24 protein-coding genes and 1 tRNA gene are annotated in these 21006 nt (G+C 70.9%); 17 read left to right on the top strand and 8 right to left on the bottom strand.

Annotated features, from left to right (window positions below; translation table 11 throughout):
* Nucleotides 1–132 precede the first annotated feature (132 nt).
* From ACWGL3_RS20965 to ACWGL3_RS20955, 3 genes are all read right to left on the bottom strand, one after another.
* Nucleotides 133–1215: an SPFH domain-containing protein gene (locus tag ACWGL3_RS20965; protein WP_267950274.1), complete on the bottom strand. Its 1083-nt coding sequence runs from the start codon at nt 1213–1215 to the stop codon at nt 133–135.
* A gap of 36 nt (nt 1216–1251) precedes the next feature.
* Complete coding sequence (locus tag ACWGL3_RS20960) at nt 1252–1716, bottom strand: NfeD family protein (protein ID WP_267948553.1); 465 nt, start codon at nt 1714–1716, stop codon at nt 1252–1254.
* A 173-nt stretch (nt 1717–1889) separates the two neighbouring features.
* Entirely contained in the window at nt 1890–4820 is a 2931-nt protein-coding gene (locus ACWGL3_RS20955; RefSeq protein ID WP_267948552.1) for a penicillin acylase family protein, read from the bottom strand.
* 331 nt (nt 4821–5151) lie between these two features.
* On the opposite strand from ACWGL3_RS20955, the gene ACWGL3_RS20950 reads away from it, so the two are divergent.
* A complete protein-coding gene (locus ACWGL3_RS20950) occupies nt 5152–5664 on the top strand; it encodes a hypothetical protein (RefSeq protein ID WP_267948551.1) in 513 nt (170 codons plus the stop codon).
* On the opposite strand, the gene ACWGL3_RS20945 is transcribed toward ACWGL3_RS20950, so the two are convergent.
* Nucleotides 5643–6542 (bottom strand): cobalamin biosynthesis protein, encoded by a 900-nt coding sequence (locus tag ACWGL3_RS20945; RefSeq protein WP_431061519.1) that lies wholly within the window; start codon nt 6540–6542, stop codon nt 5643–5645. The genes ACWGL3_RS20950 and ACWGL3_RS20945 overlap by 22 nt on opposite strands.
* A gap of 596 nt (nt 6543–7138) precedes the next feature.
* On the opposite strand from ACWGL3_RS20945, the gene ACWGL3_RS20940 reads away from it, so the two are divergent.
* A tRNA-Arg gene (locus ACWGL3_RS20940) sits at nt 7139–7214 on the top strand.
* Nucleotides 7215–7705: 491 nt separating this feature from the next.
* Here the strand turns inward: ACWGL3_RS20940 and ACWGL3_RS20935 are convergent.
* The 4 genes from ACWGL3_RS20935 to ACWGL3_RS20920 form a co-directional block, all read right to left on the bottom strand.
* Nucleotides 7706–8065 (bottom strand): hypothetical protein, encoded by a 360-nt coding sequence (locus ACWGL3_RS20935; RefSeq protein WP_267948549.1) that lies wholly within the window; start codon nt 8063–8065, stop codon nt 7706–7708.
* A gap of 14 nt (nt 8066–8079) precedes the next feature.
* Nucleotides 8080–8613 (bottom strand): hypothetical protein, encoded by a 534-nt coding sequence (locus ACWGL3_RS20930; RefSeq protein ID WP_267948548.1) that lies wholly within the window; start codon nt 8611–8613, stop codon nt 8080–8082.
* Nucleotides 8614–9848: 1235 nt separating this feature from the next.
* Nucleotides 9849–10679: a hypothetical protein gene (locus ACWGL3_RS20925; RefSeq protein ID WP_267948547.1), complete on the bottom strand. Its 831-nt coding sequence runs from the start codon at nt 10677–10679 to the stop codon at nt 9849–9851.
* 115 nt (nt 10680–10794) lie between these two features.
* Nucleotides 10795–11082, bottom strand: a complete 288-nt coding sequence (locus ACWGL3_RS20920) for a hypothetical protein (RefSeq protein ID WP_452461700.1) — start codon at nt 11080–11082, stop codon at nt 10795–10797.
* A gap of 98 nt (nt 11083–11180) precedes the next feature.
* Between ACWGL3_RS20920 and ACWGL3_RS20915 the strand changes: the two genes are divergently transcribed.
* From ACWGL3_RS20915 to ACWGL3_RS20845, 15 genes are all read left to right on the top strand, one after another.
* Nucleotides 11181–11942, top strand: coding sequence for a Scr1 family TA system antitoxin-like transcriptional regulator (locus tag ACWGL3_RS20915; protein WP_452461699.1), 762 nt, complete (start codon nt 11181–11183; stop codon nt 11940–11942).
* Nucleotides 11939–12118 carry a DUF397 domain-containing protein gene (locus ACWGL3_RS20910; RefSeq protein ID WP_267948544.1) on the top strand — a complete coding sequence of 60 codons (180 nt, stop codon included), beginning with the start codon at nt 11939–11941 and terminating at the stop codon, nt 12116–12118. The genes ACWGL3_RS20915 and ACWGL3_RS20910 overlap by 4 nt, the downstream gene beginning before the upstream one ends.
* Before the next feature lie 328 nt (nt 12119–12446).
* Nucleotides 12447–13148 carry an AAA family ATPase gene (locus ACWGL3_RS20905; RefSeq protein ID WP_267948543.1) on the top strand — a complete coding sequence of 234 codons (702 nt, stop codon included), beginning with the start codon at nt 12447–12449 and terminating at the stop codon, nt 13146–13148.
* A gap of 386 nt (nt 13149–13534) precedes the next feature.
* Nucleotides 13535–13744 carry a hypothetical protein gene (locus tag ACWGL3_RS20900; RefSeq protein ID WP_267948542.1) on the top strand — a complete coding sequence of 70 codons (210 nt, stop codon included), beginning with the start codon at nt 13535–13537 and terminating at the stop codon, nt 13742–13744.
* Between the two features lie 219 nt (nt 13745–13963).
* Nucleotides 13964–14863: an aminoglycoside phosphotransferase family protein gene (locus ACWGL3_RS20895; protein WP_452461698.1), complete on the top strand. Its 900-nt coding sequence runs from the start codon at nt 13964–13966 to the stop codon at nt 14861–14863.
* A gap of 198 nt (nt 14864–15061) precedes the next feature.
* On the top strand, nt 15062–15370 hold the full coding sequence (locus ACWGL3_RS20890) for a gas vesicle protein GvpO (RefSeq protein WP_267948540.1): 309 nt from the start codon (nt 15062–15064) through the stop codon (nt 15368–15370).
* 72 nt (nt 15371–15442) lie between these two features.
* Complete coding sequence (locus ACWGL3_RS20885) at nt 15443–15859, top strand: gas vesicle structural protein GvpA (RefSeq protein ID WP_267948539.1); 417 nt, start codon at nt 15443–15445, stop codon at nt 15857–15859.
* The gene (locus tag ACWGL3_RS20880) at nt 15856–16587 is read left to right on the top strand and encodes a GvpL/GvpF family gas vesicle protein (protein ID WP_267948538.1); all 732 of its coding nucleotides are present in this window, start codon (nt 15856–15858) and stop codon (nt 16585–16587) included. Before ACWGL3_RS20885 ends, ACWGL3_RS20880 begins: the two co-directional genes overlap by 4 nt.
* Nucleotides 16588–16628: 41 nt before the next feature.
* Nucleotides 16629–16877 (top strand): gas vesicle protein GvpG, encoded by a 249-nt coding sequence (locus ACWGL3_RS20875; RefSeq protein WP_267948537.1) that lies wholly within the window; start codon nt 16629–16631, stop codon nt 16875–16877.
* A 21-nt stretch (nt 16878–16898) separates the two neighbouring features.
* Nucleotides 16899–17492 (top strand): hypothetical protein, encoded by a 594-nt coding sequence (locus ACWGL3_RS20870; RefSeq protein WP_267948536.1) that lies wholly within the window; start codon nt 16899–16901, stop codon nt 17490–17492.
* On the top strand, nt 17479–18705 hold the full coding sequence (locus tag ACWGL3_RS20865; RefSeq protein ID WP_452461697.1) for an SRPBCC family protein: 1227 nt from the start codon (nt 17479–17481) through the stop codon (nt 18703–18705). Before ACWGL3_RS20870 ends, ACWGL3_RS20865 begins: the two co-directional genes overlap by 14 nt.
* A gap of 106 nt (nt 18706–18811) precedes the next feature.
* Nucleotides 18812–19270, top strand: a complete 459-nt coding sequence (locus tag ACWGL3_RS20860) for a gas vesicle protein (RefSeq protein WP_352986740.1) — start codon at nt 18812–18814, stop codon at nt 19268–19270.
* Nucleotides 19257–20048: a GvpL/GvpF family gas vesicle protein gene (locus ACWGL3_RS20855; protein WP_344181079.1), complete on the top strand. Its 792-nt coding sequence runs from the start codon at nt 19257–19259 to the stop codon at nt 20046–20048. Before ACWGL3_RS20860 ends, ACWGL3_RS20855 begins: the two co-directional genes overlap by 14 nt.
* Nucleotides 20045–20350 (top strand): gas vesicle protein, encoded by a 306-nt coding sequence (locus tag ACWGL3_RS20850; RefSeq protein WP_378554891.1) that lies wholly within the window; start codon nt 20045–20047, stop codon nt 20348–20350. Before ACWGL3_RS20855 ends, ACWGL3_RS20850 begins: the two co-directional genes overlap by 4 nt.
* A 27-nt stretch (nt 20351–20377) precedes the next feature.
* Complete coding sequence (locus ACWGL3_RS20845; protein ID WP_267948531.1) at nt 20378–20836, top strand: gas vesicle protein K; 459 nt, start codon at nt 20378–20380, stop codon at nt 20834–20836.
* Nucleotides 20837–21006: the final 170 nt, after the last annotated feature.

Below are 21006 nucleotides of genomic sequence, written 5' to 3'. Positions count from 1 at the left end.
GAGACGAAGACGGGTCAGCCGGACGACGAGGACGTGCTCTACGGCCCGCTGAACAACCCGAACCAGCTCAAGCAGGTCTCCGGGTTGTTCAGGCGCGCCCCCGCACCGGGGCCCTCGGCCGGGGACCCGGGTTCAGTCCTCCCCGCGCGGCTCCGGCGGCGATCCCGCCAGGCCCGCGCCGGCCCTGCGCACGTCGTCGCGGGCGTCCGCCACGGCCCGTTCGGCGGCCTCCGCCGCGTCCATGGCGGCCTGGGCGGACGAGGACCGGGCCGGGTCGGGAGCCCCGATCCGGGCGGGCCCGCCCTCCTCGCCGCCGTGGCCCTTCTCCGTGGACGGCTTGCGGTCGGCCGCGTCGCCGGCGAAGGCGTGGCTGACGTTCTTGACCGCCTCGGTGAACTCACCGGGGATGACCCAGAACGTGTTCCCCTCGCCCTGCGCCAGGCTCGGCAGGGTCTCCAGGTACTTGTAGGCGAGCAGCTTGGCGTCGGCGTCGTTGGCGTGCACCGCCTGGAACACGCGCTCGATCGCCTTGGCCTCGCCGTCGGCCCGCAGTATGGCGGCCTGCTGTTCGCCCTGCGCCTCCAGGATGGCCTGCTGCCGCGCCCCCTCCGCCTTGAGGATGCGGGACTGCCGCTCGCCCTCGGCGTGCAGGATGGCCGCCCGCTTGTCGCGGTCGGCGCGCATCTGCTTCTCCATCGCCTCCTTGATGGTGGGAGGCGGGTCGATCGCCTTGATCTCGACCCTGTTGACGCGGATGCCCCACTTGCCGGTGGTGTCGTCCAGGACCCCGCGCAGGCGGGTGTTGATCTCCTCGCGGGAGGTGAGCGTCTGCTCGAGGTCCATGGAGCCGATGACGTTGCGCAGGGTGGTGACCGTGAGCTGGTCGATGGCCTGGATGTAGTTGGCGACCTCGTACGCCGCCGCCTTGGGCGCGGTGATCTGGTAGTAGAGGACGGTGTCGATGTTGACCACCAGGTTGTCCTGCGTGATCACCGGTTGGGGGCGCGAGCTGAACACGTGCTCGCGCAGGTCGAACTTGGAGTTGACGCGGTCGACGCCCGGGATGATGAAGTTCAGGCCGGGGCCGAGCGTGCGGATGTAGCGGCCGAAGCGTTCGATGTTGTACGCCCTCGCCTGAGGGACGATGCGGATCGCGGTCAGGGCGATCGCGACGAACAGGACCGCGAGAATGATGAGGGGGATGGCCGGATCGATCATGTCAGCACCTGACCTCGGGGTCGTGGCTGCGGTTCAGGACGTGTGCTCGGGTGCGCCCCCTGGCAGGGCCTCGCGCGGATAGACCACAGCTGTGGCTCCGTCGATCTCCACGACGTCGACGCGTGCGCCGACCGGGATCACCAGGTCCTCGTCGATGCACCGTGCCGACCACTCCTCTCCGGAGAGCTTGATCCTGCCGCTGTCGCCGTCGACCTCCTGGAGGACGACGGCGGAGCGCCCGACGAGGGCCTCCGCGCCCGACCGGGCGTCGGGCCCCCTGTTCAGCTGGCGCCGCATGAGCGGGCGCACGAGGTAGATGCCCGCCGCCGCGGTCGCGGTGAACCCGATGATCTGCGCGGCCACCGGGAGCCCGATGGCGCCGAGCAGGGCCGCGACCAGCGCCGCGACCGCCAGGAGCCCCAGGACGAAGGTCAGTGTGAGGATCTCGACGATTCCCAGGCCGACGGCGAGGACGAGCCAGATCAACCAGGCATCCATTCCTGAGATCCTCCCCCTTCGTTCCGGGTATTCCTTACGCTACCCATACAAGCCCGGCGAAGCACGCGATCCGGCCCGGGTATCCGTGGCGGCGGTCCCGTCACGGACACGCGAACGCGGCCCCCGGTGACACCCGCTCAGGGTCACCGCGGACCGCGTCCGCCCCGCCCGTCCTACCGTCCGCCGGAGAACTGGTAGACGAGCTGGTACGTCGGCCGGTTCTGCCAGGCGATCGGCCACATGCCGATACCGCCCACCGCCTGGTGGATCACCGTGTCGGCGCAGAGCTGGTCGCCCGCCGGGCAGTGGTCGTCGCCCGGGTAGACCTCTCCCGCCGGGGTGGCCGCCGCCTCGGCGAGGGTGTCCAGCAGGACCGTCCGGCAGGCGTCCAGGTCGCCGCCGCCGCAGTAGGCGCCGCCCAGCGACCCCTCGACCTCCTGTCCGAGGACGGACCGCAGGTCCTTGTCGACGTACGACCACCAGCCGTACTGGAACGAGGAGCCCTTGTGCGGCTGCCCCTGGTTGACGCTTCCCGGGGTTCCTCCGCCGGTGGCGCCCGAGGGGGACTCGTCGGTCTGGGCGGCCCTGGTCAGCTGCGTGTACAGGTCCTCGCCCAGCTCCGGCTCGAACTGCGCCCGGACCAGCAGGGGCCACCACGCGTCGAGCGTGCGGATGGAGTCGGCGTACGAGTAGTACCCCGCGTCGCGATGGGGCTCGCGGCGCAGCGAGCCCGCCTCGTTCCACAGCCGCAGCTCCTCCACGGCGGCGGCCAGCTCCGGGTCCTCCACCGGGGCCGAGTCGATGACCTCCAGCATCAGCGGGAGGACCTCCTGCGCGCGCAGGTCGGCCACCCCGGCCTCCATCATGACGCCGGTGAGGGAGGCGGTGGTGAACTCGTGCCCGCTGCCGACCAGCGCCGCCACCCGGCTGTCGAGCAGGTCGCCGCGGTGGACCGATCCGGTCGACCAGCCGGAGGTGTAGCCCTGCGCGGGCTTGTTGTTCCAGTTGACGATGTAGTCCGGGTCGACGGCCTGCGGGTGGTCCTCCTGGGGGTGGTAGTCGGCGCTGTTCGTGGCCGGGTCCCAGCCCGACCAGCCCGCGGCCGAGTAGGCGTCGATGGGCAGGTTGGGGTTGGTGCCCTCGACGCGCACCGGGTTCGCGCCCGAGTTGATGAACGCGATGTCCTCGTCGTCGACGTAGTGCCAGTTGAAGGCGTAGCCGATGTCGCCGGCGGCCTCCGTGAAGGTCTCGGCCGAGGTGACCTCGCCCGGGTCGTTGAACCGCTGGAAACCGATGATGGAGTCGACCTCGCGCATGTACGTGGAGCGCAGGGACGTGAACGCCACCGGGGCCCCGTCCACGGTGGCGAACGACTGCACGAGCCCGTACTCGGAGCGCAGCGACGTCATCGTGTACCCGCCCGCCGGGGTGCCGTCGGCGACGGTGGGCGACCACTCGTTGGTGACGCTCAGCTCCTCGAACGCGGTGCACTCCCCCGAGGTGTCCACGTAGGCGCGCGAGGCGGTGCTCGGGGCGGAGCCGTCCGTCTCGCAGAGCTCGACCGCGAACGTGTCCGTGATGTCCTGGCCCGCCGAGGTGGCGCTCCAGGCGTAGTCGACGCCGCGGCCCATCTGGACGTAGAAGCTCACTCCCGCGAACGACGCGCCGCGCGCGCTGATGCCCGGCCCCTGGAGCTCCTGGAGCATGAGCAGCTGCGGTGAGAAGTAGCCGGTCTGGGGGCCCATCACGGCCACCGGGTTGCCGCTCTCGGTGTGCTCGCCCGAGACGAGCAGCGCGTTGGACATGCCGCGCGGGTCCATGAAGCCCTCGGGGAGCACCCCCTCGTTGAACACGCCCTCCGCGGCCGACAGGTCGCCGTCCTCGACCATCTGCTCCAGCTCGTCCCGCTGTTCCCGGGGCAGGTCCTCGACGGTGGGGGCGTCGGCCCCGTCCTCGGGCCCCCCGACCGCGTCCGCGAGCGGCGCGGGCGCCTCCGCGGTCTCACCGCTCGCCGCCGATCCGTGCTCGTCGTGGACGATGTCGTAGGGCTCGACGGAGCCCGGGTCCGGCGCGACCTCGCCGACCGGGGACTCGGGGGTGCCGGTGTACGGGAACTCCCCCTCCACGCTGACCACGGCCTCGGGGTCGTTCTCCATCCGCCAGGCCCGCCAGAGCTCGGCGCCCTCCTCCGCCCCGTAGCGGTCCTGGAAGTTGGCGAGGACGACGGCCGCCTGGACCTCGCCGCCGCCACCGCCGCCGAAGATCCCGCCGACCATGGCGGCGATGCCGACCACGTCGGTGGGGGTGAAGGGCTCGATCTCCCCGCGGTTGGTGATCGCGTCCTTGTGCCCGGTCAGGACGTACTCGCCGGGGAAGTAGCGGCCGTTGTCGGCCTCCTCGATGTAGGAGTTCACCCCTTCGAGATAGGCGTCGACGTCGGCGAGCGCCTGCTCTCCCCGCTCTCCCCCGGCGGCGACCCGGTCGATCTGGGCCTGCTTGTCCTCCTCGGTGTAGGGGGCGGTGCGCCACAGGTCCTGCTCGAGTCCGCGGTTGCCCTCCGCCCCGCCCGCGAAGGAGGTCAGCTCCCCCCGGCCGACCCTGCGCAGCACGTCCATGAGGAAGAGCCGGTCCTCCGCCGCGGCGTACCCGGCGCCGTACATGGTGCCCTCGCGGGTGGTGCCCTCGATGTGGGGGATGCCGTGGCTCTTGTCCCGGGTGATGGTGACGTCCTCGCGCGGCTGGTACCGCCGGTCCACGTCGCCGGGGTCGACCCCGAAGGAGGCGTCGACGAAGAAGTCGTCCAGTCCCTCCTCCGTGAGTCCGTCGTAGTGGTGGACGAGGTTGTCGTACATGTCCAGCTGGCTGGAGGAGTGCTCGGGCCGCGTCCCGAAGACCTGGTGACCGAGGATCTCGACCAGTGTGGCGCTGCCGTTCTGGCCGGGGGGAAGGATGTCTCGGCATCCCTGCGGAGCGCAGTAGTCGGCGAGGGGTTCGGGTTCGGCCAGGGCCGGGGACGCGGGGAGGGCGGCCGCGGTGGCGGCCGTCACCGCCAGCGCGAGGCCCGAGGCGCCGGTGCGTAGCCGTCGGCGGAGTGAGGGGAACAAGAGCTGTCACCACCTGGGGGTGCGGGCGATGGATCAGCGAATGTTACGCGCGGGTAAGGAAATCGCGAAAGAGTTTCATGTTTGGCGCGCGGGCCGGCCGGCGGAGCGAGCACATCCGGGGTTTGGAGTGACCGGCGACACACGCAGGGCAAACCCCCGGGGGGATCCGCCCCGACGGGCGGACCGGGCGCCGCGGCGTGGCCACAACCGGCCACCGGCCGCCGCGGGTTCCCGTGCCCACCCGGTTGTCGGCGCGCGGGACGGGGAACGGGAGCACACCGGATCCGCCGTCCCCGTCCTCGTCCCCCACGGGCTTTGACACAATCGCGGCATGAACCAGTACCCCGACCCCGGCCCGGGCGAGCCCTGGCACCAGCCCGACGGTCAGACCCCCGGCTGGGGGCTTCCCCCCGAACAGCACCACGGCGGGGTGATCGAGCCGTACGGCGCCCCCACCGGCGGCTACCAGCCCATGGGGCAGCAGCCCCCGCCCGGAGCCGAGGTCCCGCTCGGCACCGTCGGCGAGATCGCGTTCTCCCAGAGCACCGTGATCACCCCGATCGGGCGCTTCCCGATCAGGGGGACGGTGTGGACGGTGAACGACATGAGCCGCACCGAGAGGACCACCCCCACCTGGGCCGTCGTCGTGGCGATCCTCGTGTTCTGGTGGACCTGCCTGCTGGGCCTCCTCTTCCTGCTCGTCAAGGAGCAGAAGACCACCGGCCACGTCCAGGTGAGCGTGCAGGGGCACGACAAGCACTACACGACGTCGATCCTGGTGACCCATCCGGCGGTGGTGGGCCAGATCCACCAACAGGTGAACTACGCCCGCAACCTCGCCTGAGCGCCGCGGCCCCGACCGGCGCGGTCCGTGGCGGCCGCCGTCGCGGCCGCCACGGCGAGCGCGCCCAGGCCGACCGCCTCCGCCAGCCGGACCGCCCGCCGGATGTCCCCGACCCCCGGCGGGGGGCCGTCCCCCATCGTGGGCCGCCGGTCCTCGCGTCCCGCGTAGACGTTGGCCCCGCCCAGCGTCCTCCCCAGCGCCCCGGCGAACGCGGCCTCGCACTGCCCCGCGTTGGGGCTCGGGTGCCGGCCGCCGTCCCGCCGCCATACGCGCCACGCCTCGCGCACGCTGCCCCCGACCACGGGCGCCGCCAGCGCGGCCAGCACCGCGGTCAGCCTGGCGGGTCCCCACCCGGCCACGTCGTCCAGGCGGGCCGAGGCCGCGCCGAACCGCTCGTAGCGCGGGCTCCGGTGGCCGACCATGGCGTCGAGCGTGTTCACGGAGCGGAAGCCGGCCACCCCGGCCACCCCTCCCAGCGCGCCCCACACCAGGGGGCCCACGACGGCGTCGGAGGTGTTCTCCGCGACCGACTCCACGACCGCCCGCGCGACCCCGGCCGCGTCGAGCCCCGAGGGGTCCCGTCCGCACAGGTTCGGGAGCAGTGCACGCGCGCGCTCCAGGTCTCCACTCTCCAGGGCGTCGGCGATCCGCCCGGCCTCGCGCCCCAGCATGCTCCCGCCCAGGGAGGCCCAGGTCGCGGCCGCCGTCGCCGGCGCTCCCTCCAGGAGGAGCCCCGCACCCACGACGGGGGTCACCGCCCCGGCCGCGAACAGAGCGCCGGAGGCGACCGAGTCCCGGTAGACCGCCCTCTCCCACCGCCCCGCCGCACGCCCGTACAGGGCGACCGGATGCCCCCGCCGCGGGTCGGGCACCACCATGTCGAGCAGGAACCCCGCCGTCAGTCCAAGAGATCGCACCCGACCACGTTAGCCGCGTCAGCAGCAACCCCAACGGACACCAAACCGAGGCAAACATGTGTTTGCCACGCAATGTATTCGCCCATACACCCAGGGCACCTTACAGTCGACGGCGAGGGAGACTCCGGTGCTTGTCGGCTGGGTATCGCTGTCGGTCCTGCTGGGACAGTGGTGGATCTTCTGAACCGCCACAGCCGCCGCACGGCGGCACACACCCCGCAGGACTTCGCGAAACGCCAGCAGCGCAGCACCGCACCCGGAGTTAATCACCGGTAACGTGGTGCACGAGGCCCATAGCAACCGATTTGGTGGAACCCGCGTGGTAACGAGAAGCAACTACGAATCACCGTAGTTGGTCAGACTTTGACCAGGTGTGGGCGACATCGCACGTATACCCTAGAATGTCTGCCCAGGACGCCAGCGGCACCACGACACGGGCCCAGCCCGACCGTAGGTCCACCGGCCGTCCCCGCCCCCGCCCCGGCGCGCAGCATCCCACCGGAACCACGGGTCACAACGTGGTCTCGACCTGCCCTGGCGGGCGACAATTGAATCGAGCACCCGTAGCTCAGTGGATAGAGCACCGGACTTCTAATCCGATGGCCGCAGGTTCGAATCCTGCCGGGTGCGCCACAAAACCCCAGGTCATACGGGGTGTTCGAGGACTCCGCGAGGGGTCCTCGTCGTGTTCGGGGCCCATGCGTGCTCCTGGTGTGCTCCGCAGTACAAGGTGAGTGCAGGTGGGGATCCACCTCCCGGAGCACTTTGCCGTCCCGTGACTGTGTGGAGCCGGCCTGGGGCGGCCCTGTGTCCGCCCACCAGCGCCCTGGTAGTGCCCTGACACCGCACGGGGGCGAACATAGCCCACCGGCCATGTCCGCCCCAAACACCACACGTCAAGGGGTTCCCGAGCGTGCCAACCCAAGGGCCCCGGCATGGGCACCGCTCCGGACATAACTTGCGGTCGTTCACACCACCGCTTCTGTCACCTCAGGGAGCATCGGCCTGTAGGTGTCCTGAAAGCGTGGTCGTGTGCATCAACTCGTTCGCACCACCTTCACGCCCGGCTCCGCGGCCAGCGCGAGACACCGCCGTAACGCAGAACGGAAGATGCCAGCCCTGCGTTAAACGCCGCGATCGGTCCGCGGGGGAGCATCTGGCTGCGCGTACACCCCGGCCGGACCGATCACCAAGTGCTGATGGCCCTGCGGAGCGGTCTCGACGGCCTCCTCGATGTGGACGAGAAACAGCCGCAGCGCACCGATCTCAGGAGCAGCGCCGGGGAATAGTTCACTGATGCCCTCCATGGACCGCAGGTGCTCTCCCAGCGTCGGCGGGTCCACATGCAGCATGTACGGCGGGTTCAGGTCACGGCCCTGCCACCGGCGAAGCAGAACACCTCTCCGGTGGGTGGCCTCATCGGCTGAGCCGTCATCCAGGTTGAGACGGTGCACGAGTTCGGTGAACAGGTATGTGTCGTCCATAAGCCCTCCAGCGCCTACCCGCGCCGGGGGTAGGCAGTGATGATGTTGCGTGACTCGTTGGCAACGGAGACCAAAGGCCGGTAAGTACTGACAACGTTTCCGTCACTGTCTCGGATCTGCACTGGCGCCGTGAAAGCATAGGTGTCGTTCCCGGACTTGTAGGTAGCGGATTCAGGCGCGATCAGAATTTGCTCGATCGCGAAGTCAGCGAACGACCTCCAGTTGTCGCCTATCTGAACGGCGATGTTGTTCCAGTCACCCATATGCCTGTCCTGAATGTGTCGATAACCCCAACCCGACGACCCGCACTTGAGATAAGCGCTTTGCCCGGATGGACCACCGTTTTTAGTGAAAGTACGGACAAGCTTGTGGTTGTCGTCCTGCACCCCACAGGCCGCCCATGTCTGAGAACGCTCCTGCGATGGCCGGTACTCGACCCCGTTGATCTCCGCATAGTAGCCCTCGGCCGCGACCAGCGGCAGAACATGTTCGGCATGAGCCTGCGGCATTGGGCCAAGGAGAATGAGTACCATCAGGGCAGCAAGCACACCGGGGACCTTCTTGAGAATTTTGGACGAACTCCTCATATCCCGCATCCGACTAACGAAAGCACACCAATTTCATTCCACAATCCGACGACAAGAAAACCAGCTTCGCGAGACGTGCAACCTTGCGTGCATGACAGCATTTTTCCTTCATAGGGTTTATTCCCACCCCAGAGACACATGACCAGACCACCTGAAAGGCGACCTCGCCACCGCTTTCAGAAGAAAACGGAGTGGTGGCGACCGCAGAACACGGAACAGCCCAGCGGACCTTTGATCCGATGGTCGACCGGCTCCGCCCACGAGAAAGCCCCAGGCCAGGACGGGTCGACCCGTCGCGTGGCCCGGGGCTCAGGGTGTTCAGGTGTTCCTGATGTGCTCCCCCGTCCCACTACCCGGCCGGAACCGGCGCCCTCCCTCCCGCAGGAGAGAATGCCCCCGGCTGTTCGCGGTTTCCTCAGCTCCGCAGCGCCAGATAGGCGCGGATGCGGTCGGTCAGCTCAGCGAACTCGTCCTCAGCCACTTCCGGGACTGCGATTGATGGTGAGGCCGGACAGTCCTCTGGGCCAGTCGGACGGGGGCTCGGAACACCCGTGAGGTCGAGGTAGGGGCGCACCAAGGCTCCAGCGATCAGGTCGGGATCGGCGTCCAACCTGCCCCCCTCCTGGAACGAAGCCGAGTGGTCGCGGTAGGCCTGCTCCTGGCGGGCCGACGCAGTCAAGGCTCCAGTGGTCCAGGTGTCCGGGACAGGGAAGCCGGAACGTTCGGCGAGCAGATCACCTTGCCTGGAGGTGATGGTGGGCGGGGGAGCTGTCGGCAGCGCGCGCGGGACCCGGCGAGGCAACGGGGCCGGCCGAGGGCTGAAGAGTGCGGCCAAGGCAGTGGCCAGAAGCGCGGCGGTCAGTGCCCACACTCGCCCCGCCATGCTGTCGCAGGGCCGCCGGTGACGGCCGGTAGTAGGGTGTTCCACGGTCTCCTCCTGGTTGGTTCAGGTGGTGATCACGCCCCGGTCCGGTGTTCCAGCACCGGTCGGGGCACCTGTTGTTCTTTCCGTTCTCGAAGCGGCTTCTCCTGCGGGTGCTTCTGGCCCGAAGGGCTGCGCTCCCCGCCCGGGCCCGCTCAGGGTTCTCCTGCTGTCGCCAGTGGTCAGGCGCGGTTCCCTGGGCTGGTCGATGGTCGCTCTGCCTCGCGAGGTGGTTCAACCCTCGGCCGAAATCCGGCGTACGCGCAGGTTTTCGTCATCCGTGGGCCGACACCCCGGGCCCACCACCAGCGGTCTGTTCCTCCATCCGGGCTCGGGTCTTGGTCACCCGGGACGCGATCAGCGCACGGCTGGCACCGAAGGACTCCGCCAGAGCCGCGTAGCTCTCCCCCTCCTCGTGCCGCGCCAGCAGTTCGGCGTCGGGCACCCCCAGATCCCGGGGCGGGCGGTGCCCGTAGCGGCGGACATGCCCATCGGCCTTACGCTGCAACGCTCGGCGCTTGCGCAACCGGACCAGGTACATCACGTTCTGGTGCCGCGCCCCGGAGCGGTCGTAGCCCCACAGCGGGGACGGGGTCTCACCCTCGTGCCACAGCGCCAAAAACGCCCGCCGGGCCCGGCCCAGCACCCGCGTGAACGTGACCGGGTCCATGTTCAGGGAGCGTTCGGCGCGGCGCCGGTCGTCGTGTTCGGCCAGGGCGGTGAGCACCTCCCTGTGCGCGGGTTTCAGCGCGGTCCAGATCTGCGCCAGGGCGAGGCGGTCGACGATCTGGTCCTCGTGGGAGTGCGCCGGCGCCGAGGCGCTGGTCCAGTAGCGCACGAACGCCCGGGACAGCAGGGCCTTGTCCTTGCCGCCCAGGCCGCGGACCTTCAGGTCCTGGTAGTGCTGGGCCTTCATCGCCTTCCACCCGACGGCGATCAACTCCGTCTCCTGGGGCCGCTCGGGGGCAAGGTGGAGGTGCTCGGCGATGGCCTCCCACGCGGTCTCCGCACGGTGCACCGGATCCATGGCATCCACCCAGCGGCACTCCCGGGCCGCCCACACCGCCAACCGCACCACCTGGAAGGCCGTGTACCCGTGCCCCACCGGGTCATCGGCTCGGGGCGGCGGCAGCAACGGACCGAACTCACTCGACCCGTGCGGGGCGGTGCTCCTTCGGAACCGGTCCCCCCGCCGTGGGTGGAGGGTGCTGAGGTCGGACCTACTCATGACGACCCGCTGATGCGCCCGGCACGTTCCCCGACCAGCCGGTCGACGCACTCCGCCGGTTCGGTGACGGGCACCTGCACCCGGGGGTGGTGATGCCGAGGAACGTGTACTGCTCGTCCTGGACCCGCACGACGGCCTGACCCAAGTACGGGTCACAGCACAGGGTCGGGGTCAACTCGCCCTGGTACACGGTGACGGCGAGCCTGCTGTCCAGTTGCCGGGCGGCCAAGGCGTTCTGAAGGTCCCGCAGAGAGATGACGCGTTCGTCTTCAAGTTCCATGACGCCAGCGTGGCCCGAACAGGCTCCCTTACCTCAGCACGTGCGCCTTTCTCGTAACTTCCTGACAGCATGCGGGAGCCGTGCGTAATATCACGCGTATGAGCGAACCCCTCTTTCATGAAGTGCTCACCACCTATCGCGAACTTGCGGGGCTGACCCAGCAACAGCTGGCCGGCCACCTGGGGTGCTCGGCCGCATCGGTGTCCCGGTGGGTGTGCGGGCACGCGCTGCCGTTCCGGGAGACCGCCGAGCAGTTGGACCGGCTCCTGGACGCCGAGGGCAAGGTCATCTCCGCGTGGCGGATGGCCAAGTCCGGCAAGTCCACACCGGAGTGGGCACGGCCGCTCATGAACATCGAGCCACGGGCCCGGCATGTCCAGGCCGCCTCCCCTGCCCTGGTGCCCGGGTACCTGCAAAGTTCCCTGTACGCGGGGGCGGTGTTCCGGGCCTGGCACCCGGCCGCCTCGGATGCGGAGATCGCACGTCTGGCGCAGATCCGCACGCAGCGGCTGGGCCAACTGCCCGAGCTGCGCATCACCGCGGTCTTCCCCGTGTACGGGATCACCGGCTTCGACGATGCGGCACGCGCCGAGCAGGCGCGCCACCTGGTCGAGCTGGTCGAACAGGGGCGGGTCCGTATCCACCTGGTCCCGGAGGGGTCGATCCTGCTGAGTGTCACGTCGCCGGTGCTGGTGTTCCGTCTGGATTCGGGGGAGACCGTTATTTCCAGCGATCACATGGACGGTAACGTCATCTACGACGCCGACCGCAATGACAGACTCGCCGCACTGGTCACGGGGGCGATGGCGGAGGCACTCCCCGCCCGGCTCTCCCTCCAAGCCTTGAAGGAACTCGCATGAACACCGACTGGCACAAGAGCACCTACAGCAACACCGGGGGCAACTGCGTAGAGGTCCGCGAGCTGGCCACGGGCGCCCTGGTACGAGACACCCAGAACCGGGAAGCGGGCCACCTGGAATTCCCCGCCGACCAGTGGGCCGGACTGCTGGCCGGGGTACGTGCCGACCAGCTTTGAGCTGAGGTGTCTAACCCTCCTAGGCCGACTCCGTCCAAGCGGAAATCAAGCACAAGCGCGCACTAACCGGAACAAGCGGTCCCGGAAACCTCTTCAGAGCGTCTCCGGGGCTTCTTCATGTGTCGGCTGGTCAGGCCTCCAGACCTGGACCGAGTGTCCAAGGCAATCGCAAACGCCATGAGTGACGGGAAGCGATCCCGGCACGCGCCGCAGTGGGGAGTTCTGCGTTGTTCGGATTCGTCGATGCCCGGTAGCGTCAATGACATAGGTGACGCGGCCGCTGCGGAGCCGCGCCTCACCGGCGCGAAGGTCGGAGGAGCTGCCGAAGATGTTCCAAGGGCTGGCGCGGTACGTGTCTGCGGTGAATGACGCGACGGTGCGCGGCATGGTCTATCCCCGGCGGTCGCTCGTCCTGGTCTCCGGGGTGCCCGGGGCCGGGAAGAGCACCCTGCTGCGGCGGCTGTTCGGACTCCGCGAGAACGAGGAGCGGACCGTGCTCACCGCGGAGGGTGTGCGGGTGATCGACTCGCTGCAGTCGCGGTACCGGCTGGGACCGTTGCTCGGGCGGATCCCCTACCCGCTGTGGCGCTGGGTGGTGCACGTACTGCACCTGGTCCGGGTGGCCGCGGCGCTGCGCGGCGGCCCGGTGGTGCTGCACGAGTGCGGGACCCGCACCCCGGTCCGCGTGCTGCTCGCCCTGCTCTGCCGGCTCCGCCGGTACGAGATGCACGTGGTGATGATCGACGCCACCCCGCAGGAGGCCCGGCACGGGCAGGACGCCCGGGGGCGGCGGGTGACCGAGCGCAGCCACCGGGCGCATTCGCGGCGCTGGCGACGGTTGCGCGCGGCCACCCGGCGCAGGCCGGCGGCGTTCGCGCCGGGCGTGCGCAGTCTGCTCGCACTCGACCGTCGCCGGGCGCAGGAGCTGGCCTGGATCCGTTTCGGTCCCTGCGCGGATATCCGTGGTCCCCTGTACACCGCGAGGGAGTCGCCCCCTGGCGAGCTGGAACTCGTGATGTCCGATACCTAGTGGCACCGGTCGGTCGAACTCACCCCGAGCCGGGATTGCTCGCAGCAGTACGCCGGTGACCTCGGCCACGTCCGGGAACACCGTCCGGCGGGCGTCCCAGGCGAAGGCGTCGTCACACGGTCCAGCCCGGCCGGGTGCACCTTCACGTCCGACCTCGCGGCCGGAACGGGAAGCCGCCGCAGCGCAGCCCGGGAGATGCCGTCCCTGTGCCAGACGCCGGGCCCGGGGCGAGGCCCCGTGGAGGCCGGGCCGCCCGGGAGGGTGAAAACCGGGCGGATACGCTGCTGAGCGGGGAAGGCCGCGGATTTCACGGCGATGGATTCCCTGCTCGACTGCACTCTCGCGGCGTACGTCCGCGATCCCGGCGAACGGTGAGGTGGACGGCCATGGACAAGCCGCGTGGGAAGGACTCGTTCTCGTTGCTGTACAGGACGGGATTCCGTATCAACTACGCGCTCCTGCACGTCATGGGCCCGGCGTCCCAGACCCTCGAAACCGATCCGCAGCACCGGGCGAAGAAGGAGTACGAGCGCCGGCGCGGACTCCACCGGGCGTGGAAGGCGCACCGGCGGTCGGAGCAGCACGACCGCGCCTGAGGCGTCCGCCGCCCCCGGCCCCCTGTGAACAGGCAGGGCCGGGCGCCCGGCCGGGCCGAGGTCCGGGATGCGTCCTGTGTCCCCGGTCGGCTCGTCGAACCCACCGGGGGTTCCGGCGCTCGGCGGACGGCGGAGCGGCCCAGGAGGACATCCGCGGGACGGTCGGACCTGCCGGAAAACGGGGTGCGCCGCCGGGCGGGGGGCGGCCAGACTGGGTCGATGGACATGCACGAGGGCCAGGTCGCGGTGTCCGCGGAGGCGGCTGCCCGCATCGTCGCCGCCGAGTTCCCGGAGTGGGCCGGGCTGCCGCTCGCGCCCGTGCTCCCCGGGGGCACGGACAACGCCGTGTTCCGCCTGGGCGAGGGGTTCTCGGTGCGCTTCCCGCTGCGGCCGGGTGACCCCGGGGAGGTCGGCCGCCGGCTGCGGGCGGAGGCCTCGGCCGCACGCGAGCTGTTCGGGCGCACACGGTTCGCCACCCCCGCGCCCGTGGCGGTCGGGGGGCCGCGGGAGGGGTACCCGCTGCCGTGGGCGGTGCAGACCTGGCTGCCGGGGACCCCGGCCGACCGGCTCGACCCGGGCGGGAGCACGGGGTTCGCCCTGGACCTGGCCGAGTTCGTCCGCGGGGCACGGGCCGTGGACACACGCGGCCGGACGTTCCGGGGAGCGGGTCGCGGCGGCCGGATCGCCGACCACGACGCGTGGATGCGCACGTGCCTGGAGCGCAGCGAGGGGCTGCTGGACGTACCGCGCCTGCGCGGGCTCTGGGAGGGGATGCGCGAGCTGCCCCGGGGCGGGGAGCCCGACCTCATGTGCCACGGCGACCTGATCCCCGGCAACCTGCTGGTACGGGACGGGCGCCTGGCCGGGGTCCTCGACGTCGGCGGTCTGGGGCCTGCGGACCCGGCACTGGACCTGGTCTGTGCCTGGCACCTGCTCGACGAAGGGCCGAGGCACGCGTTCAGGGAGGCCCTGGGCAGCGGCGACCAGGAGTGGGAGCGAGGCCGGGCCTGGGCCTTCCAGCAGGCGATGGGGCTGGTCTGGTACTACCGGTACAGCAATCCGGCCATGAGCCGCACGGGGCGGCGGACCCTGGAACGGATCACCGGCGCGACCCGGTGAGCGTGCCGGTCCGGACCGTCTCGCGCCCCGCTCCCGGCGGCGCCTCCCGAAACCGGCTCCGCGCCCCCTGCCTGGTGGAACACGCCCTTCTCCCCCGCCTCTGACCAGCGGGACGTTTTGCCTGGATTTTTCGTGGTAGTGGTTAGTCCTGAGGGCAGGAAGAACGAATTCGGACAATGGCCATTGGACAGGAGATCCATGAGCCAAGACAATGGAAGCGAAGGCCGTCCCCCGCCTCGCTCCCCAGGCAGAAAATCAATGATGGAACGCTTGCGGGAGGCCCGGGAACAGTTCGAGGAGATCACCGGGATCGAAGTCGAGAGCGTTTCCAGTTTCGAGCGGGACGGCGAAGGATGGAGCCTGAACCTGGAGACACTCGAGTTACGACGCGTCCCGGACACGGTGAGCATGCTGGCCACCTATTCCGTGGAACTCGACTCGGACGGTGAAATCCAGGGCTACCGGCGCGTGAAACGCTACACGCGAGGCCGTTCCGACGGGACATGACCCCATTTTCTGCGCACTGGACAGGAGTATCTGCCCTTCGGTTCTTCACTGACGAAAAGGAGCACGATTCCGATGACCGTGATGCAGCAGTCCTCCGGCGGGGGCCGGAGTTCCGGCAACCTCTACGAGGTCCTGGAACTCATCCTCGACAAGGGGCTGGTGGTCGACGTGTTCGCGAGGGTCTCGCTCGTGGGCATCGAACTCCTCACCGTCGACGTCCGTATCGTGATCGCGAGCGTCGACACCTACCTGCGCTTCGCCGAGGCGTGCAACCGCCTGGACCTGACCAGCAGCGGCGGAGCCGGGCTCCCCGACCTGGTGAACGGCGGCATGGAGAAGGGCGCGCGCAGCAAGTCCAAGGGCGCGCTCTCCGGCGCCGCCGAGGCCATCTCCGAGTCCTTCTCCAAGGGGCAGGACGACGAGAGGGGTGAGGAGAAGGCCCCGGCCCGCTCCCGCCGCCGCGCCTCCGCCAAGAAGGAGGACGAATGAGCACGTACGTCTACGGCATCGTCCGCGACGACGAGTCGCTCGACCGCCTGAAGCTCACCGGGGTCGGCGAGAGCCCCGCCCCCCTGCGCTTCGTCCGCGCCGGCGGCCTGGCCGCGGCGGCGAGCGACGCACCCGAGGGGCTCCGCGCCAAGCGGCGCGACCTGACGGCCCACCAGGACGTGCTCCAGACCCTGGCCCAGGGGCACGGCGTCCTGCCACTGCGCTTCGGCGCGGTGAGCGCGGACGACGAGGCGGTCGCGGCCGAGCTCGACCGCGGGGCCGACCACTACTCCGAGCTGCTCGCCCGGCTGGCCGAGCGGGTGGAGTTCAACGTCAAGGCCACGCACATCGAGGAGGCGGCGCTGCGGCTGGTGCTCCTCGAAGACGAGTCGCTCCGGGCCAGGAACGAGGCCCTGCGCGCCTCGGGCGGCGGCACGCCCGCCGAGCAGATGGAGTTCGGCGAGCAGGTCTCCCAGGCCCTGGAGGCCCTGAGGCAGCGCGACGCCGAGGCCGTCACCCGGCCCCTGGCCGAGCACGCCGAGCGCGTGGCCATGGGCCCCCTCGTGGGCGGCTGCCTGGCCAACGTCTCGCTCCTGGTCCGGAAGGACCGGACCGAGGACCTCCTCCGCGTCGCGGGTGAGCTCCAGCAGAAGTGGGGGACCCTCCTGGAGATCCGGGTCAACGGCCCGCTTCCCCCCTACAGCTTCGTGACGGCTCCGCCGCGCTGAACCGGGGCACGACCGCCCCGGCCCGAACGAGAGGAGGGCGCATGGGCCTTCTCCGCACGATCCTCACCGCTCCCGCCGTCGCTCCGGTCCGGTTCGCGGACTGGACTGCGCGCCAGGTCCTGGAGGCCGCCGAGCGGGAGGTGTACGACCCCTCGCGGATCCGGCAGCGCCTGGCCGAACTGTCGGAGCGGTTCGACCGGGGCGAGCTGTCCGCGGACGAGTTCGACAGGCTCGAGGACGAGCTGCTGGACGAGCTGGAGGAAGCCGAGAGGTACCAGGGTCTCCGATAGACGACATTGAGGTGTGAACCCGTGAGTGACACGGCGAAAATCGTGGCCGCCGCCGTAGGCGGTTACATCCTCGGCCGGAAGAAGAAGCTGAAGCTCGCCCTGGGGCTCGGCCTCTACCTCGGCGCGAAGAAACTCGACATCAAGCCCCAGATGCTCGCCCAGGGCCTGCTGAAGGAGGTCTCCTCCCTGCCTCTGGTGGGCGAGCTGAGGAACCAGTCGCGGGAGCAGCTGCTCGACGTGGGCAAGGCCGCCGCGGGCAACCTGGCCGGCAAGTGGGCGGGGTCCCTGGCCGACTCCCTCAACGAACGGACCGAGAGCCTCCGGTCCGGCGCCGGGAAGGGCGCGGCGGACACCGTCACCGGCGGGTCGGAGCGGTCCGAGGACGGGGACGGGGCCCGCGAGGACGACGAGGACACCGGCGCGCCCTCCTCCGAGAAGGACTCCGAGGGGGCCTCCCCCGACAAGGGCGGGCGCAAGGCCAAGGTGAGGAAGACGGCGCCGGGGCGGGCCGCGGCGGGCGCCGCCGGGAAGGCGGGCAGCGGTACGCGCAAGGCCGCCCAGCGCAAGCGCCCGGCACGCAAGGGCGGCGAGGAGGACGGTGATGGGCGTGGCTGAGTCCGAGGGCCCCCTGGCCCGCCTGCGCTCCGCCGCCGACAGGAACGAGGGCACCTCCAAGCTCGCCGACGCGGTCCAGGACTACGTCGGCGCCAAGGCGAGCAGTGTGGTGACCGGCGCCGCCCGCAAGCTCGGCAGCACGGTCGGGCGGTTGTCCGGCGAAGGTGTCGCCGGCGCCCCCGTGGTGGGCGAGGTCGGCCGCAAGCTCGTCCAGGGCAAGGGCCCGGCCAAGGCCGTGGTCACCGGCGGGGCCAAGGGCCTCAAGAACAAGGCCGGGAAGGCCTTCGGCAAGGGGGGCGGGGGCGGCAGGCCCTCGAAGAGCGTCAACATCGTCGAGGACATCGACGTCGGCGTCCCCGTGCGTGTGGCCTACAACCAGTGGACCCGCTTCCCCGACTTCGGCTCCTTCGCCGAGGGCGTGCAGAGCGTGGAGAAGACCGGCGACACCACCTCGCACTGGAAGGGCAAGGTCTTCTGGTCGAGCCGGAGCTGGAAGGCCGCCGTCACCGAGCAGGTGCAGGACCACCGGATCGCCTGGTCGACGGAGGCCGCCAAGGGCACCATGAAGGGGGCGGTGACCTTCCACCCCCTGGGGGAGAACCTCACACGGGTCCTGCTGGTGGTGGAGTACTACCCCAAGGGCCTCTTCGAGCGCACCGGCAACCTCTGGAGGGCCCAGGGCCGACGCCTTCGGCTGGACCTCAAGCACTATCGGCGCCAGGTCATGATGATGGCCCTGTCCGAGGCGGAGGAGATGCAGGGCTGGCGCGGGGAGGTGCGCGAGGGCGAGGTCGTCCTCTCCCACGAGGACGCCCTGGAGCTCGAGGAGGCCGGCCTCTCCGAGGAGCAGTGGGAGGAGCTGGCGCGGCTGGACGAGGACGAGGCCGCCGAACTCGCGGAGCTGGACCCGGAGGAACGGGAGCGGCTCGCGGAGCTGGACCCCGGCCCCCCGCACGAGGACGACCCCGACGACGGGGACGACCCCGACGACGGTCCGTCCGACGGGGACGGGCCCCGGGGCGAGGAGCCGGAGGAGCTGGAGGAGGACCCGGAGGAGACCGACGGGGAACTCCTCGACGAAGAGCCCGAGGACGAGGAGCCCGTTGATGAAGAGCCTGCGGACGAGGATTCTGATGAGGCGGACGAACAGGACCTGGACGACGACGAGGAGTACGTCGACGAGGACGAGCCCCGCGCCGACGAGCGCTCCTGATCCGGGCGGCCCCGCAGGTCCGGGGGCCGGGGCGCCGAAGCCGACGGGGGCGTGCCCGTGACCCGCACCCGTGCGCCCCGGCCCGGTGCGGAGGAAGGGGGGACCCGTGAGTGAACCGACACCGTGGCGCGGCGAGCCCCGGCAGATCCGCTCCTCCGGAGGCTCCTCGTCCGCCAACCTCGCCGACGTCCTGGAGCGCGTGCTCGACAAGGGCGTGGTCATCGCCGGCGACATCAAGATCAACCTCCTCGACATCGAGCTCCTCACCGTCAAGCTCCGACTCCTCGTCGCCTCGGTGGACAAGGCCAAGGAGATGGGCATCGACTGGTGGGAGCACGACCCCGCGCTGTCCTCCCGCGCGATGAAGCGGGGGGACGAGGAGCTGGAGGAGGAGAACCGGCTCCTGCGCGAGCGCATCGCCGCGCTGGAGGAGGGACGGGCGCCCCAGGTCGCCGCGGACGGGCGGGCGGACGCCTCCCCCGAGGACGCGGCCGGCGCCGCCGCGCGGGGAGGCGGGGCCTCCGGGGCCGGGACCGACGGCGAGGAGGAGCATGGACAGGGCTGAGTACGCGAGCTACGTCTACGCCGTGTGCCGTCCCCCCGGGGCCGGTGCGCTCGACGGGGCGACCGGGGTCGGGGGGCATCCGGTGCACCTCGTGGCCGAGGGCGACCTCGCCGCCGTGGTCAGCGCCGTCCCCCTGGACGAGTTCGACGAGGCGGCCCTCCAGGCCAACCTCGAGGACCTGCGCTGGTTGGAGGCGGTGGCCAGGGCGCACCACGGCGTCGTCGACAGGACCGCCCGCCGGACCGTGGCCGTGCCGCTGAGGCTGGCGACGGTCTACCGCGGGGACGGGCGCGTGCGCCAGGTGCTCCGGGAGGAGCACGCGTCCTTCGACGCCGTCCTGCGGCGGCTGGAGGGCTGCGTCGAGCTGGGGGTCAAGGTCTACGCGGAGACCGGCGCGCGCCGTCCCGAGGACGCGCCGCGGGCCGAGGCGGCGCCTCCGGGCGAGAGCCCGGGCAAGGCCTACCTCCGCAGGCGCAGGCAGCAGCGCGAGAGCCGCGACGACGCCTGGCAGCGGGCCGCGCGGCTGTGCGAGGAGGCCGACGAGGTGCTGGGAGCGCTGTCCCGGGCCCGCGAGCACCACCGGCCCCAGGACTCGGCGCTCTCGGAGGCCCCCGGCGAGAACGTCATGAACACCGCCTACCTGGTGGAGGACGCCCGTGTGGAGGCCTTCCTCGACACGGTGCGCGAGCTGGACTCCCGGGCGTCGGCGGGTACGCGGGTCGAGGTCTCCGGGCCGTGGGCGCCCTACTCCTTCGCCTCCCCGGGGGTGGGCGTATGAGTCCGGTGGAGGGCCCGGACGCCCGTGACGGGTCCGCGTCCGGCTCCGCCCCGGGCCCCTACTCGCTCACGCGCATGCTGGACGAGGACCACCCCCTGGCCAACCGCGAGATCTCCCTGGTCGACCTGCTCGACCGCGTCCTGGCCAAGGGGGTGGTGATCACGGGGGACCTGACCGTCTCCATCGCCGACGTCGACCTGGTCCGGGTGTCCCTGCGTGCGCTGGTGTCCTCGATCAACGAGGACGTGCCCTCGCCGTGGGAGCACGGCCATCCCCTGGCCGGATGGATCCGTCAGGACTGACACCCGACCTCACCGAAGGGGGACAGCATGGCAGGAGGGACCGGGGACTCCCGGCAGCACACGGCGGGGGCGGTCGTCCGCGACCTGGACGGGGCCTCCGAAGCCGGTGGAGGGCGCGACCTCCTGGGCGAGCTCCAGAACGCGCTGGACGGCACGGCGCGGGGCGGGGAGGCCGCCTCCGAACCGCGGACGGAGCAGCAGAGGCTGCGCCACAGGATCGAGACCGAACCCGACACGGTGGAACGCGACCTGATCAAACTGGTGCTCACGGTGGTGGAGCTGGTGCGCCAGCTCATGGAGCGGCAGGCCCTGCGCCGGGTGGACCAGGGCGACCTCACCGAGGAGCAGGAGGAGCGCATCGGCATGACCCTGATGCTGCTCGACGAGCGGATGACCGAGCTGCGCGAGCGCTACGGCCTGTCCGCCGCCGACCTCAACCTCGACCTGGGTCCGCTGGGATCCCTGCTCCCCGGCGGAGACGGCTGACCGCCGACCGCCCCGGGGCCCGCCGCAGGCGTCCGCGGACACGCCCCGGGACCGTCCCCCGGGACCGCGACCGCCGGGCCCCGGGGCCCCTCCCACCGCGGCGCCCCGCCCGGGGGACCCCGCCCGGCGGGGCGGGCCGCCGGCAGCGCGGGGGGCCCGTGCCCCCGCCC

This window comes from Nocardiopsis sp. NPDC055824, from assembly GCF_053616335.1.
The sequence above is the reverse complement of the archived record's forward strand: the minus strand, read 5'-3'. Positions and strand labels throughout refer to the sequence as shown.

Excerpts from the sequence above, each read along its gene's own strand:
- ACWGL3_RS20880 (WP_267948538.1), top strand. The coding sequence starts at position 15,856 with ATGAGCACGTACGTCTACGGCATCGTCCGCGACGACGAGTCGCTCGAC.
- ACWGL3_RS20905 (WP_267948543.1), top strand. The coding sequence starts at position 12,447 with ATGTTCCAAGGGCTGGCGCGGTACGTGTCTGCGGTGAATGACGCGACG.
- ACWGL3_RS20875 (WP_267948537.1), top strand. The coding sequence starts at position 16,629 with ATGGGCCTTCTCCGCACGATCCTCACCGCTCCCGCCGTCGCTCCGGTC.
- ACWGL3_RS20865 (WP_452461697.1), top strand. The coding sequence starts at position 17,479 with ATGGGCGTGGCTGAGTCCGAGGGCCCCCTGGCCCGCCTGCGCTCCGCC.
- ACWGL3_RS20855 (WP_344181079.1), top strand. The coding sequence starts at position 19,257 with ATGGACAGGGCTGAGTACGCGAGCTACGTCTACGCCGTGTGCCGTCCC.
- ACWGL3_RS20920 (WP_452461700.1), bottom strand. The coding sequence starts at position 11,082 with ATGGAACTTGAAGACGAACGCGTCATCTCTCTGCGGGACCTTCAGAAC.
- ACWGL3_RS20900 (WP_267948542.1), top strand. The coding sequence starts at position 13,535 with ATGGACAAGCCGCGTGGGAAGGACTCGTTCTCGTTGCTGTACAGGACG.
- ACWGL3_RS20845 (WP_267948531.1), top strand. The coding sequence starts at position 20,378 with ATGGCAGGAGGGACCGGGGACTCCCGGCAGCACACGGCGGGGGCGGTC.
- ACWGL3_RS20890 (WP_267948540.1), top strand. The coding sequence starts at position 15,062 with ATGAGCCAAGACAATGGAAGCGAAGGCCGTCCCCCGCCTCGCTCCCCA.
- ACWGL3_RS20945 (WP_431061519.1), bottom strand. The coding sequence starts at position 6,542 with ATGGTGGTGCCCGACCCGCGGCGGGGGCATCCGGTCGCCCTGTACGGG.
- ACWGL3_RS20910 (WP_267948544.1), top strand. The coding sequence starts at position 11,939 with ATGAACACCGACTGGCACAAGAGCACCTACAGCAACACCGGGGGCAAC.
- ACWGL3_RS20885 (WP_267948539.1), top strand. The coding sequence starts at position 15,443 with ATGACCGTGATGCAGCAGTCCTCCGGCGGGGGCCGGAGTTCCGGCAAC.
- ACWGL3_RS20895 (WP_452461698.1), top strand. The coding sequence starts at position 13,964 with ATGGACATGCACGAGGGCCAGGTCGCGGTGTCCGCGGAGGCGGCTGCC.
- ACWGL3_RS20935 (WP_267948549.1), bottom strand. The coding sequence starts at position 8,065 with ATGGACGACACATACCTGTTCACCGAACTCGTGCACCGTCTCAACCTG.
- ACWGL3_RS20950 (WP_267948551.1), top strand. The coding sequence starts at position 5,152 with ATGAACCAGTACCCCGACCCCGGCCCGGGCGAGCCCTGGCACCAGCCC.
- ACWGL3_RS20915 (WP_452461699.1), top strand. The coding sequence starts at position 11,181 with ATGAGCGAACCCCTCTTTCATGAAGTGCTCACCACCTATCGCGAACTT.
- ACWGL3_RS20850 (WP_378554891.1), top strand. The coding sequence starts at position 20,045 with ATGAGTCCGGTGGAGGGCCCGGACGCCCGTGACGGGTCCGCGTCCGGC.
- ACWGL3_RS20960 (WP_267948553.1), bottom strand. The coding sequence starts at position 1,716 with ATGGATGCCTGGTTGATCTGGCTCGTCCTCGCCGTCGGCCTGGGAATC.